At 39.9% G+C, this 16,976-nt stretch carries 11 protein-coding genes; 8 read left to right on the forward strand and 3 right to left on the reverse strand.

Annotated features, from left to right (window positions below; genetic code table 11):
- Nucleotides 1-68: 68 nt before the first annotated feature.
- Nucleotides 69-2,882 carry a TonB-dependent receptor gene (locus BT_RS20070; protein WP_008760893.1) on the forward strand — a complete coding sequence of 938 codons (2,814 nt, stop codon included), beginning with the start codon at nt 69-71 and terminating at the stop codon, nt 2,880-2,882.
- Nucleotides 2,883-3,025: 143 nt separating this feature from the next.
- Complete coding sequence (gene cls / locus BT_RS20075) at nt 3,026-4,465, forward strand: cardiolipin synthase (RefSeq protein ID WP_008764220.1); 1,440 nt, start codon at nt 3,026-3,028, stop codon at nt 4,463-4,465.
- Between the two features lie 34 nt (nt 4,466-4,499).
- Here the strand turns inward: cls and BT_RS20080 are convergent, their stop codons facing one another.
- The 3 genes from BT_RS20080 to BT_RS20090 are packed head-to-tail and all read right to left on the reverse strand — an operon-like array spanning nt 4,500 to nt 6,480.
- Entirely contained in the window at nt 4,500-5,033 is a 534-nt protein-coding gene (locus BT_RS20080) for an RsmD family RNA methyltransferase (protein ID WP_008760894.1), read from the reverse strand.
- Nucleotides 5,024-5,794: a DUF3822 family protein gene (locus BT_RS20085; protein ID WP_008764221.1), complete on the reverse strand. Its 771-nt coding sequence runs from the start codon at nt 5,792-5,794 to the stop codon at nt 5,024-5,026. Before BT_RS20085 ends, BT_RS20080 begins: the two co-directional genes overlap by 10 nt.
- Nucleotides 5,794-6,480: a hypothetical protein gene (locus BT_RS20090; RefSeq protein ID WP_008760896.1), complete on the reverse strand. Its 687-nt coding sequence runs from the start codon at nt 6,478-6,480 to the stop codon at nt 5,794-5,796. Before BT_RS20090 ends, BT_RS20085 begins: the two co-directional genes overlap by 1 nt.
- A gap of 95 nt (nt 6,481-6,575) precedes the next feature.
- On the opposite strand from BT_RS20090, the gene BT_RS20095 reads away from it, so the two are divergent.
- From BT_RS20095 to BT_RS20120, 6 genes are all read left to right on the forward strand, one after another.
- A complete protein-coding gene (locus BT_RS20095) occupies nt 6,576-7,994 on the forward strand; it encodes an ATP-dependent DNA helicase (RefSeq protein ID WP_008764222.1) in 1,419 nt (472 codons plus the stop codon).
- A 224-nt stretch (nt 7,995-8,218) separates the two neighbouring features.
- Entirely contained in the window at nt 8,219-11,602 is a 3,384-nt protein-coding gene (locus BT_RS20100; protein WP_032814420.1) for a SusC/RagA family TonB-linked outer membrane protein, read from the forward strand.
- Between the two features lie 16 nt (nt 11,603-11,618).
- Nucleotides 11,619-13,232 (forward strand): RagB/SusD family nutrient uptake outer membrane protein, encoded by a 1,614-nt coding sequence (locus tag BT_RS20105; RefSeq protein ID WP_008760899.1) that lies wholly within the window; start codon nt 11,619-11,621, stop codon nt 13,230-13,232.
- 24 nt (nt 13,233-13,256) lie between these two features.
- Nucleotides 13,257-14,333: a glycoside hydrolase family 18 gene (locus BT_RS20110; RefSeq protein WP_011109050.1), complete on the forward strand. Its 1,077-nt coding sequence runs from the start codon at nt 13,257-13,259 to the stop codon at nt 14,331-14,333.
- Between the two features lie 8 nt (nt 14,334-14,341).
- Nucleotides 14,342-15,496 carry a DUF1735 and LamG domain-containing protein gene (locus BT_RS20115; RefSeq protein ID WP_008760901.1) on the forward strand — a complete coding sequence of 385 codons (1,155 nt, stop codon included), beginning with the start codon at nt 14,342-14,344 and terminating at the stop codon, nt 15,494-15,496.
- Nucleotides 15,497-15,529: 33 nt separating this feature from the next.
- The gene (locus tag BT_RS20120; protein ID WP_008760902.1) at nt 15,530-16,960 is read left to right on the forward strand and encodes a BT_3987 domain-containing protein; all 1,431 of its coding nucleotides are present in this window, start codon (nt 15,530-15,532) and stop codon (nt 16,958-16,960) included.
- Nucleotides 16,961-16,976 lie beyond the last annotated feature (16 nt).

A 16,976-nucleotide genomic window follows, 5' to 3' on the forward strand; every position in this document is an offset into this window, starting at 1 on the left:
TTAAACCTTTTACGATTCTATTTGTCAAAAAGACATTGTTATTACTCTACTAATCGTAATTAAGGTAAATGAAAAGATTATCAGTTTGGTGGGTGCTTACACTGTTATGCACCTTCTCTATTTTTGCACAGAATAAGGTGATTACCGTTTCGGGGCGTGTTGTCGAATCTGACTCTAAAGAGCCAGCTGCACAGGCAACTATTCAATTGTTATCGTTGCCGGATAGCGCTTATGCAGCCGGTATAGCAAGTAGTAATAAGGGGTGGTTTACGCTCCCTAAAGTGAAAGCGGGGAAATATTTGTTGAAGGTTTCTTACATCGGTTTCCGTACGAAATTCGTTCCTGTACAATTATCCAATAATGTGACTGAAAAGAAAATGGGGACAATCTCTCTGGACCCTGATGCAGTGATGCTGAGCGAGGCTGTGATTACGGCGGAAGCTCCTCCTGTTACTGTAAAAGCTGATACTACAGAGTATTCTGCAGCGGCTTACCCTGTACCGGAAGGTTCAATGTTAGAAGATCTTGTGAAAAAAATTCCAGGAGCTGAAGTGAGTGATGAAGGTAAAATTACTATAAATGGTAAGGAAATAAAAAAGATAATGGTTGATGGAAAGGAATTTTTTTCTGATGACCCGAAAGTCTCTATGAAGAACTTACCTGCTAATATGATTGAGAAAGTAAAGGCTTATGATAAAAAAAGTGATATGGCACGTATCACAGGAATTGATGATGGAGATGAAGAGCCCGTCTTGGATTTGACCGTTAAGAAAGGTATGAAAAAAGGATGGATTGGAAATCTTATTGCAGGGTATGGTAGCCAGGATCGGTATGAAGGGGGAGTAATGATCAGCCGCTTTAAAGATGATGCGAGTCTTTCAATTATAGGTTCTGCAAATAATACTAATAATAAGGGATTTTCTGAATTTGGTGATGCCGGACAGGGACTAGGTGGAGGTAATGCTGGTTCAGGTATTACAACTGCACAATCGTTGGGAGTCAACTTCGCTAAGGATACTAAAAAGTTGCAGATCGGGGGGAATGTACAATATGGACATTCTGATAATGACGCTCGTCGCAAAACCTCTTCAGAAACATTTTTGGGGGAAACATCTTCTTTTGCTCAAAGTGAGAACTTTTCAAATCGTAATCGCCATGATTTTCGCGTTGATTTCCGTTTGGAGTGGAGACCTGACACATTGACTACGATTATTTTCCGTCCTAACGGTAGTTATTCACAAACAGAATCTAGCAGTCGTTCTTGGTCAAAGACAGAAAATAACTCGCATAGTCCTGTTAATGAAAAAGAGGCAGCTTCTTCTTCTAAAAGTCATAATGCATCTTTTAATGGTAGCTTGATGGCTTTTCGAAGATTGAACAATAAAGGACGAAACTTGTCTTTGGGTGCACGTTTCGGATATAGTGACAGCGAGTCCGATTCTTATTCTGATTCAAAGACTGAATTCTTCGAAAAGGATAGTATTTCTGATATTTCGCGCTATACAGACAGAAATAGTGATAGTCGTAACTGGAGTGTATCAGCTTCTTATACAGAACCTGTATTTAAAAATCACTTTTTGCAGTTGCGTTATGAATTTGCTCATCGCAAACAGTTATCACAATCATTAGTGTATGATAGTATTAACTACTATCCGTATCCTGAATATATAGAGCGTGGGTATGATAATGAACTAAGTACACGTGTGGAGAATTTCTATGATACTCATACTGCTGATGTTTCTGTACGTGGTATTCACCCTAAGATGATGTATAGTGTAGGAGTGGGGGTGACTCCTCAGTCATCCTTAAGTAAAACGACAATTGGTCCGAACTATAAGAAGAATCTTCCAGAACAGAATGTTTTGAATTGGGCTCCTTCAGTAATGTTCCGTTATATGTTTAATAAACAACATGTATTAATGTTCCGTTATCGTGGAAGAAGCAGTACACCTAACATTGAGGACCTGCAGGAGGTGATTGATATAACCGACCCGATGAACCTAAGATATGGTAATCCGAATTTGAAACCATCATTTAATAATAATTTTACTCTCGATTATAGAAAGTTTGTACCGGAATCTATGCGTAGCTATTCTGCTAATTTGTATTATACAAGTACATTGAATTCTGTAGCAAATAGAATGACATATGATCCTCAGACGGGTGCTCGGGTTTATAAGAAAGAAAATGTAAATGGTAACTGGCAAGCAAGAGGATTTTTTTCATTCAATACACCGTTGAAGAACAAGAAATTTACAATTTCATCTAATACAAATGCACGATTTAGTGATGCTGTAAGTTATACAAGTGTCGGAAGTTCTAAAAATGCAGATCAGGAACTAAGTACAACGCATAATTTAGGGTTAGGAGAACGGTTTACCAGTAGTTATCGTAGTGAAGTTTTTGATATATCCTTAAGTGGTTCTGTTAATTATAATTTGGTCAGAAATAGTAAACAAGAAAATAGTAATCGAGAAACATTCGACTACTATATTGGAGGTAATACCAATGTAAACCTTCCTTGGCAAGTCTCGATTTCCACAGATATTAATTGTCGATTTAAAGATGGATATACAGGTGGGCTTAATAATAACGAAGTGATGTGGAATGCACAAATTTCGAAGAATTTTTTAAAGAATAATTCGGGTACAATTCGTTTTAAAATATATGATATCTTAAAACAACAAAGTAGTTTGTCGCGTTCGATTAGCGAAACAATGATGAGTGATACTGAATATAATACTTTAGGAAGTTATTTCATGGTACATTTTGTATATCGCTTTAATACGTTGGGTGGAAAGTCACCAAATCGACGTGGACCGGGTGGTGGACCTAGAGGAGGACATGGCTTTGGCGGCGGTGGCAGACCTATGCGTTTCTAAATTGTGACTAGCTCTGAATGAAAACGGGAAAGTCCCGATGGTAATGAACATGACTAACATGACTTGCCATCGGGACTTTTTTGTTTATCCGATAATTTGCTTTATATTTGTTGTTCAGTATCCATATAAAAAAGGAGTATCCTATGATTGACTGGAACATACTAGTTAGCCAGATAGCTACGGTTGCTTTTGATATCGTTTATTTTGGAGCCATTATCAGTACGATTGTCGTTATCATTCTTGATAACCGGAATCCGGTGAAGACTATGGCATGGATACTCATATTACTTTTCCTCCCAATTGTCGGTCTTGTTTTTTATTTCTTCTTTGGTCGGAGTCAGCGTCGGGAACGTATCATCGGTCAAAAAAGTTATGACCGCCTTTTGAAGAAACCTATGGCGGAATACATGGCGCAAGACTGTTCGGATGTACCTGAAGAATATGCCCGCCTTATCCAACTTTTCCAGCATACCAATCAAGCTTTTCCATTTGAGGGAAACCGTATTGCTGTCTATACGGAAGGCTATACCAAATTGCAATCATTGCTTCGTGAGCTCCAAAAGGCGAAACAACACATTCATATAGAATACTATATCTTTGAAGATGATGCTATAGGACGTTTGGTAAGGGATGTACTAATCGAAAAAGCATCTCAGGGGGTTGAAGTAAGAGTAATTTATGATGATGTGGGGTGCTGGCATGTACCTAACCGCTTTTTCGAGGAAATGCGTAATGCAGGTATTGAAGTCAGGAGTTTCTTGAAAGTACGCTTCCCTTTGTTTACAAGCAGGGTCAATTATCGTAACCACAGAAAAATAGTCGTGATAGACGGACGTATCGGTTTTGTGGGAGGTATGAACCTGGCAGAACGTTATATGCGTGGTTTCTCATGGGGGATTTGGCGTGACACCCATATTCTGATAGAAGGAAAGGCTGTGCATGGTCTGCAAACGGCCTTTTTGCTCGACTGGTATTTCGTTGACCGTACATTGATTACAGCTTCACGTTATTTCCCAAAGATAGAATCTTGTGGAAGTTCATTAGTTCAGGTGGTTACCAGTGAACCCATTGGCCCCTGGAAAGAAATCATGCAGGGGCTGACTATGGCGATCAATGGAGCGAAGAAGTATTTCTATATGCAAACCCCTTATTTCCTGCCGACAGAGCAAGTACTTGCCGCTATGCAGACAGCTGCACTGGCAGGAGTAGATGTGCGTTTGATGTTGCCGGAACGTGCCGACAACCGAATCACTCATTTGGGATCGCATTCTTACCTGGCAGATGTGATGCAGGCAGGTGTCAAAGTCTATTTTTATAAGAAAGGGTTTCTGCACTCCAAACTGATGGTTTCTGATGATATGCTCTCTACAGTAGGGTCTACCAATGTTGACTTCCGTAGTTTTGAGCATAATTTTGAAGTAAATGCCTTTATGTATGATGTGGAAACGGCTCTTGAAATGAAGGAGATATTCCTTCAGGATCAGCGGGAAAGTACACAGATCTTTCTGAAAAACTGGGTGAAACGTTCGTGGAGGAGGAGGGCAGCAGAGTCTGTCGTTCGTTTGTTGGCTCCGCTGCTTTAAAAAGGATGCTTCCTTTATCTGATATACTTTTATCTTATCTGAAAAGCGAGAAATTCACACTTCCATAGACTCTTCTTTCTATGAAATGCGGATGATCTTCAAAGTTATTTTGCTTACCATGCTCCAATACAAACAAACCTCCTTCTTTGAGCAGATTATTTTTGAATATTAGTTCCGGTATCGATTCCAGCTCCTTTAAAGCGTAAGGAGGGTCGGCAAAGATAAAATCAAACTGCTCTCGTCCGCTGTTGATAAACTTAAATACATCGCCACGGATAGGCAGACATTTGTCAGTTTGTACTTCTTTCATTATTTTGCAGATAAACGAGTGATGAGCCGGATCTTTTTCCACACTGATCACACGGTCGCAGCCTCGGGATACCAGTTCGATACTGATACTGCCCGTGCCTGCAAACAAGTCAAGTGCAGTTACTCCTTCTTCGAAATCAATATAATTATTAAGTACATTGAACAGATTCTCCTTGGCGAAGTCTGTTGTAGGGCGTGCTTTGAATGTACGTGGTACATCAAATCTTCTTCGTTTATAAATACCGCTGATTACTCGCATGTTAATAAGGCTTGCATGTCAATATTGTTGGCAGGATTCATAATGAATACCTGCAGAATGAATTTTTTCAGTTCGTTCATCAATGTCTCTTTGTCCGACAGAGTGCCTGTCAGATGTAGTTCATCCCGTTCCTGATTAAATTCCAGTTGCTTCCAGACATATAATAGATAGTAGATACGATCTTCGGTTTGCATGCACTCGAAAGAGTTGGCCAAAAGTAGCTGCCCCCGTTCGAAACAGTAAATGTCAATGGCATCTTTGCGTACTGAAGCATACATTTTCTTACTATTCCCCAGTCTGCTTTTGATAGAAAAATACTCGATGAGCGGGGTAGACTGAGAGTAGAAGCGGGCTTCGGGATATTGTTCATTTAAGAATGTATAGGTGCTTTTGTCTATGCCGAAGATTATGACTACATTATTCTTTTTCAGAATATTGTACATCACTATTTCATTCTCCCGTTTCTGATGATTGTGATAGAATAAAAGCTCTGCCTGTTCTTCCTCAAACAGTTCCAATGGTATCATGGTAAAGCGTTTGCTGGCTATCATGATGTTCACCCGTTTGTAGGAGTAGCTTAAAAAGTCCGATTCGTGGAAAACGTTTTTAAGATTGGCTGTCAGAGACAGAGAGGTGTCTACCTCTTTTTCGAACAGCGACTGCGAATTGTCGTTAATCGGATTGTAGATAGAAAAAGAAAATCCATCCGTACTAAGACGGATGGATAAAGTATATTGTTTTGATTTTGTAAAATCAATCATTATTCCCAGTTACCAGCACCATTGTTAGGATTGTCAATAGAACCTACCATCAAACCTGAGTATCTGCCCAGTTTTTCATTAAGGTCTTTCAAATTGATAATTTCTTGTCTGTCAAGTCCGCCCAAGTAAGTTTCATATGGAGCTTTCACTTCAAACAAGTATACAGGAGCACCTGATTTAGCTGTGTCGTTTTTAACATTCATTTCAAAGATAGCACCGTTGCCATAAGGAATGTACTTCATTGAATCTGCATTGAAACCTTTTGGATAGATGGTGTCCATTACAGCTACCCACATGGTGTCACGCTTAAAGTTTTCAAGTCCGTTTTTCTTAACTTCATCATACTTGCCTGTTTTTTTAGCTTTGTTGATGATTGCCATTGCTTTCTTCTCAGTCAAGCCGCTTTCCAATTGGTCGTCTGTCAGCTGACCAACTTTCATAACGAAAGGTAATTTTTGATTTTTAACGAAATCAATCAGTGTGTCAAAATGTTCTGTGTACATTCCGTGATGAAGCGAACGGTATTCCTGTTGTGCTTTACGGATGTCGATCAAACGGGCAATGACAGCCTGCTCTCTTTCCTTTTTCGCTTTTTCAAAATTGATAGGACCCATAATACTGCTATAGCAAATGTAGATTAATGCAGCAGCACAGAGTACTAATACAATATTAAATACTGTTTTCATGATAAATTATGTTTTTAGTTGTTATATTCGCATCGCAAAAATAGAATAAATAAATTTAAATACGATAGTTCCGGGAACTTTTTTCTCGTACAAAAATGATAAATAACTATTTAGAAAGGCAAATTAAGGAAAATTTTCCTTATCAACCAACTTTTGAGCAGGAAATAGCTGTAAAATCTCTTTCAGAGTTTCTGCTTTCCACACTGGCGGATGAAGTATTTATCCTCAGAGGCTATGCCGGTACTGGTAAAACATCTTTGGTAGGGGCATTGGTAAAGACGATGGATCAGTTACAGCAAAAGGCTGTGTTACTGGCTCCTACCGGTCGTGCTGCAAAAGTTTTTTCATCATATGCCGGTCACCCGGCTTTTACAATTCATAAGAAAATATACCGGCAGCAGTCGTTTTCTAATGAAACCAGTAATTTTTCAATAAATGACAATCTTGCTACGAATACTTTGTTTATAGTCGACGAAGCTTCAATGATTTCCAATGAAGGATTGTCGGGCAGTATGTTTGGGACGGGAAGATTATTGGACGACCTGATACAGTTTGTTTATTCCGGTCAGGGGTGCCGTCTTTTGTTGATGGGAGATACTGCGCAGCTTCCTCCGGTAGGTGAGGAGTTGAGTCCGGCACTTTTTGCAGATGCATTAAAGGGATATGGATTGGAAGTGCGGGAAGTTGACTTGACGCAAGTGGTTCGTCAGATACAGGAATCGGGCATTTTGTGGAATGCGACTCAATTGCGTCAGCTGATAGCGGAAGATAATTGCTACTCTTTACCTAAAATAAAGATAACAGGTTTTCCAGATATAAAGATGGTGCCGGGTACGGAATTGATTGATGCCATCACTAGTTGTTATGATCATGACGGCATGGATGAGACGATTGTGATCTGTCGTTCTAATAAACGCGCGAACCTATATAATAACGGAATACGTGCACAGATCCTTTGGCGGGAAGATGAACTGAATACGGGAGATATGTTGATGATAGCCAAAAATAATTATTATTGGACAGAGCAATATAAGGAAATGGACTTCATTGCCAATGGAGAAATAGCAGTCGTGCGTCGTGTCCGTAAGACGCGTGAGATGTATGGTTTTCGCTTTGCGGAAGTGACTCTCAGGTTTCCTGACCAGAATGATTTTGAACTGGATGCCAATTTGCTGCTGGATACTCTTCACTCTGATTCTCCCGCATTGCCAAAAGTAGATAATGACAGATTATTTTATACCATACTTGAAGATTACGCAGATATATCTAACAAGCGGGACCGGATGAAAAAGATGAAAGCAGATCCACACTACAATGCGTTGCAGGTGAAATATGCTTATGCGATAACTTGTCATAAAGCACAAGGTGGGCAATGGCAGAATGTTTTTCTTGATCAGGGATATATGACGGATGAATATTTGACTCCGGATTATTTTCGCTGGTTGTATACGGCATTTACTCGCGCCACGAAGACATTGTATCTGGTGAATTATCCCAAAGAACAAATTTTATAAAAGATTTCTTTTTTTTCTTCGTAAATAATTGATTCCCAGTCTAGATGAATGGGGAGATACTCGTTGTGAAAAAATAAATATGAGATTATATTTATTTTTTTTCAAAAACCTCTAAGTGTTTTTCAAGGTATGGGTTGTTATATAAATGTGAATCGAAAATAATAAATGGAATATCGATTCTAATATTTATATAAAAACTAATGTTTAATCTTAAATTCAAGTGTATGAGAATCAATGACTCGTGTAGAGGCTCGAAGATTTTTCGGGCATTGTTGATCTTGATGCTATTCGCCCTTCCGGCACAATCTGCAATAGCACAGTTAACAATTAGGATCTCCAATTCTTCTTTAGGAACTGTGATTAAGCAAATCCAGTCTCAATCCAAGTATCAATTTTTTTATGATGACAATTTGGCTTCAATGCGAATAGAGTCATTGAATGTTAAAGATGTTTCTTTGGTAGAAGTACTGGATAAGGCTTTGAAAGGGAAAAATGTCGTTTATAAAATTGATGACAATGTTGTTTATTTGTCGAAAGCAAATGCATCTTCTTCGACAAAGTCGACTCAACAACAACAGAAAGTAACAGGTAAGGTGGTAGATGCTAATAACGAACCTTTGATTGGCGTTTCTGTATTGGAAAAAGGAACAACTAATGGTACTATTACTGATTTTGATGGTAATTATACATTAGTCGTTACAGGTTCAAATGCAGTTTTGCAATTTTCGTATGTTGGATATCAAACTTTGGAGAGGGCTGTAGCAGGAAAGACTGCTATTAATATCACTTTAAAGGAAGATGCTCAAGTCTTGGATGAAGTCGTAGTTACGGCATTGGGAATCAAACGCTCAGAAAAAGCGCTGTCTTACAATGTACAGCAGGTAAATGCTGATGCAGTGACTACCAATAAAGATCCTAACTTTATTAACTCATTGAGTGGTAAAGTGGCAGGTGTTAATATCAATGCTTCTTCATCCGGAGTGGGCGGTGTATCTAAAGTAGTGATGCGTGGTACAAAATCTATCATGCAGTCTTCCAATGCATTGTATGTAGTAGATGGGGTTCCGATGTACTCCAATGCAAATAAAGTGAATGGGACAGAGTTTTCTTCTAAAGGAAATACTGAGCCGATTGCCGACATTAACCCGGAAGATATTGAATCAATGTCTGTGTTGACTGGTGCGGCAGCAGCTGCACTTTACGGTTCTGATGCTGCCAATGGTGCGATTATCATTACTACTAAAAAAGGAAAAGAAGGTCGTGTGAATATCACAGTGAATAGTAATGTTGAGTTTAATGCTCCTTTGGTAATGCCTCGTTTCCAGACACGTTATGGTACAGGTATTGGTGGCGTGAAAGATGATAACTCCAGTCGTAGCTGGGGCCCTAAACTGACAGAAGCCAGATATTTTGGATATAATCCTCGTGATGATTATTTTCAGACTGGTGTTATAGGTACAGAAAGCGTATCATTCTCTACCGGTTCGGAAAAGAACCAGACTTATGCTTCCGCTGCAGCGGTTAATTCAAAAGGTATCGTTCCTAACAACAAATATGACCGTTATAATTTCAACGTACGCAATACTACTTCATTTCTTGATGATAAGATGACATTGGATGTAAATGCCAGCTACATTTTGCAGAAAGACCGCAATATGGTGAATCAGGGTACTTACAACAATCCGTTGGTAGGAGCTTATCTGTTCCCTCGTGGTAATGACTGGGAAGATATTAAAATGTACGAACGCTATGACGTTGCACGTAAGATCTATACTCAGTACTGGCCGACAGGTGATGGTAATATGACTATGCAGAATCCTTATTGGGTGAACTACCGTAACTTGCGTGAAAATAAGAAAGATCGCTATATGTTAGGTGCAAGTCTGAATTATCAGATTCTTGACTGGTTAAATGTTTCCGGACGTGTCCGCCTGGATAATTCTAACAATGATTATACGGAAAAGGCTTATGCCAGTACAAATACTCAGCTGACAGAGTTGTCAGATCGTGGTCTTTATGGCATTTCCAGAAGCTACGAAAAGCAGTTGTATGCAGACTTCCTGGTAAGTGTAAACAAAACATTCGGTGAAAAATGGTCTTTACAAGCTAATATGGGTGGATCGTTTACTGATATGCGATATGATGAAATGGCTGTACGCGGACCTATTGCTGATGATTCAAAAACGTTTGCTGGTGAAAAAGCCGGATTGACAAACGGTTTCTATATTCAAAATCTGAGTACGACCAAGACAAGCAAAATGCAGTCAGGATGGCGTGAACAGACTCAGTCTATCTATGCATCTGCCGAAGTTGGCTACCAAAGTACTTATTATCTGACATTGACAGGTCGTAATGACTGGCCTTCACAGTTGGCAGGCCGTAACTCTGTCAATAAATCATTCTTCTACCCTTCGGTAGGTATGTCTGTAGTGTTATCTGAATTGATGCCTAAATTGAATAAGGACTATCTGTCTTACTGGAAGATACGCGGTTCTTTTGCTTCTGTAGGTACAGCATTCGAAAGATATATAGCTAATCCTTTGTTCGCATGGAATACCAGTATCGGTCAGTGGAGTAACCTGACTGACTTCCCGGTATATGACTTGAAACCGGAACGTACCAATTCTTTTGAAGTAGGTATGAATATGCGTTTTCTTAAGAACTTCGAACTGGATGTGACTTATTATAACGCCAAGACAATGAATCAGACATTCAATCCTGAGTTGCCGGTAGGTGAATATGCTCGTATCTACATTCAGACAGGTGCAGTTCGCAATCAAGGTCTTGAGTTAGCGTTGAATTACAATAATACATGGAAAGATTTTACTTGGAATACAGGAGTTACTTATTCAATGAACAAGAATAAGATTCTTACCTTAGCTGATAATGCCATCAATCCTATCACTCGCGAGAAATTCTCTATTTCTTCTCTGAATATGGGTGGTCTGGGTAGTACCCGTTTCATCCTGAAAGAAGGTGGAAGCATGGGTGACATTTACTCCTTGATGGATTTGAAGAGAGATGCCAATGGAGCTGTTTATATCGATGAGAACAACAGTGTTGTAACAGAGAGTCTGGAAGCTAATAATTACATCAAATTAGGTAGTGTATTGCCGAAAGGAAACTTGGCATGGCGTAACAATTTCAGTTGGAAAAACATTAATGTGGCATTCCTTGTATCAGCTCGTCTGGGTGGAGTTGTATTCTCACGTACACAAGCTGTTCTTGATAACTTCGGAGTTTCTGAAGCATCTGCTGCTGCACGTGACAAAGGTTATGTATCGGTAAATGGAAACGACCGTGTAAATCCGGAAGGCTGGTATTCAGTAGTAGCTGGTGGTACGGCTGTTCCTCAGTATTATATTTATTCCGCTACTAATATTCGTTTGCAGGAAGCTTCTATCGGTTATACTATTCCGAGAAAATGGCTGGGCAATGTGTGTGATATCAAAGTTTCATTGATCGGACGTAATCTTTGGATGATCTACAACAAGGCTCCTTTCGATCCTGAAAGCGTGGCATCTACTGATAACTTCTATCAGGGAATTGACTACTTTATGATGCCTTCATTGCGTAATATTGGCTTTAATCTGAGCTTTAAATTCTAAATAAATCAAGATAGGTATGAAAAATATAATAAATAAATTAGTATTTGGATCTCTTACCGTTGCCTTGTCCTCGTGTATCGGTAACTATGAGAATATCAATTCCAACCCATATGAAGCTCCTGATTTGTCAGCGGATGGATATGCTTTGGGATCTGCCATGAATAACCTGGCCGGTTGCGTGGTATCACCGGATGTAAATACAGCTCAGTTCACAGACTGCTTGTTGGGCGGACCTTTAGGCGGATATTTTGCCGATTCTAATGCCGGTTTTACAGAAACCATTTCAAACTTCAATCCGAAAGACGACTGGAGCCGTGTGTTTCTGAAAAGTGATAAGATTATTCCGACATTATATTCTAATCTGACCCAAGTGAAACTTGTATCACAAAATACGAATGATCCGGTTCCTTATGCCATTGCACAAGTGATAAAGGTGGCAGCTATGCATCGTGTAACTGATGCTTTCGGTCCGATACCTTATTCTCAGATAGGTGCGAATGGCGAAATTGCTACTCCTTATGATTCTCAGGAAGTGACATATAATACATTCTTCGATGAGTTGAATGCAGCTATTGCCACACTCAATGAGAATTCTAACGAACAGCTCGTTCCTACAGCCGACTATATATATAAAGGTGATGTAAAGAAGTGGATCAGATTTGCCAACTCACTGAAGTTGCGTCTTGCTATCCGTATAGCTTATGCTAATCCGGTGAAAGCTCAACAGATGGCTGAAGAAGCTGTGAATCCTGCAAACGGAGGTGTCATCGAATCGAATGCGGACAATGCAACATGGAACTACTTTGAGACTTCACAAAATCCTATTTATGTAGCTACCCGCTACAATCAGGTACAGACTTCCGATCATGGCGGCGTACCCTGTTTGACTGGCGGTGATACGCATGCTGCTGCCGATATCATCTGCTATATGAATGGTTACAAGGATAACAGACGTGAAAAGTTCTTCACAAAATCCGAATGGGCGGGACAGGACTATGTAGGAATGCGTCGTGGTATTGTCATTCCCGAACTGAAGACAACCGGACATAAATACTCTGGGGTGAACATTGCTCCTACATCTCCGCTTTATTGGATGAATGCAGCCGAAGTAGCTTTCTTACGTGCTGAAGGGCAAGCTGTTTTTAACTTCAGCATGGGTGGTACAGCAGAATCATTCTATAATCAAGGTATCCGTCTGTCATTTGAGCAATGGGGTGCAGACGGTGTGGAAGACTATCTGAAAGATGATGTAAACAAACCGACTGCATATACAGACCCGGCAGGTACGAACACTTATCAGAATGCTTTGTCCAATATCACTATTAAATGGAATGATAGTGCTGACAAAGAAGAGAAGCAAGAACGCATTATCGTGCAGAAGTGGATTGCCAACTGGCAATTGGGTAATGAAGCTTGGGCAGACTTCCGCCGTACCGGATATCCGAAACTGATCCCGGTGAAAGAAAATAAGAGCGGTGGTGTCGTTGATTCAGAGAAAGGGGCGCGTCGTATGCCTTATCCGTTGGATGAGTTTGTCAGCAATAAAGCAAATGTAGAATATGCGATTGCCAACTACTTGCACGGTGCAGATAACATGGCTACAGATGTATGGTGGGCTTCTAAAAAATAATATTAAACTTAAAGGAAAGTATATATGAAAAATAACCTGAAATATAGATTGTCTGCTCTGCTGTTTCTGGCATCAGCTCTGACAATAACTTCATGTAGTGATTGGACAGATGTGGAAAGTCTCCAATTGAATACTCCTACATTTGAAGAGCAGAATCCTCAGTTGTATGCTGACTATCTGAAGGATTTGAACAGATATAAGTCTGAAGAACATAAGGTCACTTTTGTTTCTTTCGAGAACCCTAAGGGATCTCCCGGCAAGCAGGCTGAACGTCTGACCGTCGTACCTGACAGCGTTGATTTCATTTGTCTGAATAATCCGGAAGTAAGTCCCGAAGTACAGGCAGAAATGGTCAAAATACGCGAGAAAGGAACTCGTACGGTTTACAGTATTGATTATTCCAGCATTGAAAATGCCTGGAAGGAGAAAGTAAAAGCCGAACCGGAGTTGACAGAAGAGGATGCTCTTCAGTATATCGGTGAACGCACCAATGAGATGTTGGCACTCTGTGACAAATATAACTTTGATGGTGTTATTGCTGATTATACGGGGCGTTCGCTGGTGAGCCTTCCGGAGGCAGCTCTGAAAGAATATAATGACCGTCAACAGAAGTTTTTTTGCGAGGTGATGAACTGGCAAGGCAATCATGATGACAAGACTCTGGTATTCTACGGAAATGTACAATATTTAGTGCCGGAGAATATGGATATGTTAAGCAAGTTTGACTACATCATGTTGAAAACTGCTTCTTCTACCAATGCTGATGATCTTGCTTTAAAAGCATATTTGGCTATTCAGGCGGGTATAGATGCAGTAGGCGGTACAGAAGAAGGAGTGAATCCTGTTCCTGCTGATCGTTTTATCGTTTGTGTCGAATTGCCGCAGGCTGACGATAAGGATAAAGTGAAGGGTTACTGGAGTACAGTGGATGAAAAAGGCAATAAACTAGTAGCAGCTCCGGGAGCAGCCCAGTGGATGGTTGAAGCATCTCCTAATTACACCCGGAAAGGAATCTTTATTATGAATGTCCATAATGATTATTATAACAATACTTATGGATATGTGCGTGAAGTTATTCGTATTATGAATCCTAATAAATAAGAATAGAAATGAAACTCTATAAATATTGTTTTGCGCTTTTGGCTCTTACAACAGTCACAGTGAGTGGTTGTAAGAATGAAGATATCAATGAAGAGCATCATTATGACAATAAACTCTATGTTAGCTCGGCTCCTGTTTGTGATGATTTGCTGATTAAGCCCAGTATAACTGAGGCTACCCGTGAACTTAGCTATCGTATAGCATCGCCGGCAGAACAAGATATTCAAATAAGCTTTGATGCGGCTCCCGCTATGACAGCAGCATATAATTTGATTTACAATGATAACGCAACTGCACTGGATTCATATTTTTATAATATGCCAACAAAAACTGCTACTATTAAGGCAGGGGATATTTCCAGTGATAATATTGTGATTGACTTTAAGAATACCAACGAATTGGATAAGTCAAAACGATATGTATTGCCCGTCACCATTCTAGATGCATCCAATATTGATGTACTCGAAAGTGCCCGTACTGCTTATTTCATATTTAAGGGTGCTGCCCTTATTAATGTAGTGGCAAATATCAAAGAAATCTATTTCCCAATTAACTGGAAGAGCAGTGTGAATAGTCTTTCTACTGTTACTATTGAAGCTTTGGTTCGTAGTGAAGACTGGGTAGCAGGACGTGATAATGCCCTGAGTTCTGTTTTCGGTATTGAAGGTAAATTCCTTGTACGTATTGGTGATGCTGACCGTCCACGTGATCAAGTTCAGGTAGTAGCTCCCGGTGGTAATTTCCCAGGTCCGAATGTTGTTCCGGGTTTACCGGTTAATGAGTGGGTACACATTGCCATTGTTTATGATAATACAACAAAAGAACGAATCTATTATAAAGATGGTGTGCCTGTTTATAAAGACGAAGCAGCTTCAGGTAATGTATCTTTGAGCAGTGGTTGTTATATTGGTCGCGCTTGGGATGATACTCGTTGGTTGCCGGGAGATATTTCAGAAGTCCGCGTGTGGTCAGTGCAAAGAACGGCAGAGCAAATTGCCACTAATCCTTATGAAGTAGATCCTGCCAGTGAAGGACTGGTTGCTTACTGGAAGTTTAATGAAGGTGCTGGAAATGTTATTACCGACCAGACTGGACATGGTAATGATATTACAGGTTCGGGCGATCCTACTTGGGTAAAAGTAGAGATTCCTAAGATAAATTAATTGTTGGTTTAATCTTTTATTCAAGAATTCATTATGAATATGAAATATATAACTTCGGGTTTGTTCGCTGCCATGATTGTGAGCAGTACTGCATTCTTGACCTCTTGTGCTGATGATCTTGAGGTCGGAAAGAATATTGATGAGTCGGCCTACAGTGGCATTTATGAAAATAATGCATATCTGCGTGATGGAAAGTCGAACTTAGTTTCTAAGGTTGTCGAATTGCACGGTGAGACTTATGCTACTACAGTAAAAATGGGGTTGAGCAAGACACCTAATACAGCTACATCGGCAAAAGTGAAAATTGATGCTGCTTATTTGGAAACGTATAATAAGGCGCATAATACAGATTTTGCATTGTATCCGCAGGACTTGGTTACCTTTGCTAACGAAGGAATACTTACAGTGAACGCTAATACTAAATCAGCGGAGGTAGAGATGACTATTCGGGCAGGAGAAGGTCTGCAGGAAGATAAAACATATGCTATTCCGGTAGCTATCAGTGATCAGAGTAGTGATATCACTATTAAAGATGAAGATGCGAAACATTGTATTTATCTGGTGAAAGATATGCGAAATGCCGGTGATGCATATAAAGGAGAAGGTGTAATGCAAGGTTATTTGTTCTTTGAAGTAAATGACGTAAATCCGCTGAATACTCTTTCTTTCCAATTAGAGAATGGAAAACTTCTTTGGGATGTTGTTGTACTGTTTGCTGCTAATATCAACTATGATGCTGAAGCAGGACGTCCTCGTGTACAATGTAACCCGAATGTACAGTATCTGTTGGATAATAATGAAACTCTTCTTCAGCCACTGCGTAGACGTGGTGTGAAAGTATTGTTAGGACTGCTTGGTAACCATGACATTACAGGCTTGGCACAGCTTTCCGAACAAGGTGCTAAAGACTTTGCCCGCGAAGTTGCTCAGTATTGTAAGGCATATAACTTGGATGGAGTAAATTATGACGATGAGTATTCAAACAGTCCTGATTTGAGCAATCCGTCTCTTACTAATCCAAGTACGGCTGCTGCAGCTCGTCTGTGTTATGAAACCAAACAGGCAATGCCGGATAAACTGGTTACTGTATTTGATTGGGGACAGATGTATGGTGTAGCTACTGTCGACGGGGTAGATGCAAAAGAATGGATAGATATTGTGGTAGCCAACTATGGTAGTGCTGCATATCCTATCGGACAAATGACAAAGAAACAATGCTCCGGTATTTCAATGGAATTCAACTTAGGTGGTGGCGGTAGTTTATCTGCCTCTAAAGCTCAAAGTATGATAGATGGAGGGTATGGATGGTTTATGGGATTTGCTCCAAGTCCGGCTAAATATGGTAGTGTTTTCAGCCGTCTTCAAGGTGGTGGCGAAGTATTGTACGGGTCCAATGTAGCAGCACCGACTATATTCTACAAGAAGAATGATCCGACGCCATATAAATATCCGGATGATCTTTAAATAAAATAGGAACAAA

It is taken from the genome of Bacteroides thetaiotaomicron VPI-5482 (genome assembly GCF_000011065.1).
In the GTDB taxonomy this organism is placed as follows: Bacteria; Bacteroidota; Bacteroidia; order Bacteroidales; family Bacteroidaceae; genus Bacteroides; species Bacteroides thetaiotaomicron.

What these genes read in the sequence shown, in the direction of transcription:
- cls (WP_008764220.1), top strand. Translation starts at nt 3,026, where the DNA reads ATGATTGACTGGAACATACTAGTTAGCCAGATAGCTACGGTTGCTTTT.
- BT_RS20090 (WP_008760896.1), bottom strand. Translation starts at nt 6,480, where the DNA reads ATGAAAACAGTATTTAATATTGTATTAGTACTCTGTGCTGCTGCATTA.
- BT_RS20080 (WP_008760894.1), bottom strand. Translation starts at nt 5,033, where the DNA reads ATGCGAGTAATCAGCGGTATTTATAAACGAAGAAGATTTGATGTACCA.
- BT_RS20110 (WP_011109050.1), top strand. Translation starts at nt 13,257, where the DNA reads ATGAAAAATAACCTGAAATATAGATTGTCTGCTCTGCTGTTTCTGGCA.
- BT_RS20085 (WP_008764221.1), bottom strand. Translation starts at nt 5,794, where the DNA reads ATGATTGATTTTACAAAATCAAAACAATATACTTTATCCATCCGTCTT.
- BT_RS20105 (WP_008760899.1), top strand. Translation starts at nt 11,619, where the DNA reads ATGAAAAATATAATAAATAAATTAGTATTTGGATCTCTTACCGTTGCC.
- BT_RS20095 (WP_008764222.1), top strand. Translation starts at nt 6,576, where the DNA reads ATGATAAATAACTATTTAGAAAGGCAAATTAAGGAAAATTTTCCTTAT.
- BT_RS20070 (WP_008760893.1), top strand. Translation starts at nt 69, where the DNA reads ATGAAAAGATTATCAGTTTGGTGGGTGCTTACACTGTTATGCACCTTC.
- BT_RS20115 (WP_008760901.1), top strand. Translation starts at nt 14,342, where the DNA reads ATGAAACTCTATAAATATTGTTTTGCGCTTTTGGCTCTTACAACAGTC.
- BT_RS20100 (WP_032814420.1), top strand. Translation starts at nt 8,219, where the DNA reads ATGAGAATCAATGACTCGTGTAGAGGCTCGAAGATTTTTCGGGCATTG.
- BT_RS20120 (WP_008760902.1), top strand. Translation starts at nt 15,530, where the DNA reads ATGAATATGAAATATATAACTTCGGGTTTGTTCGCTGCCATGATTGTG.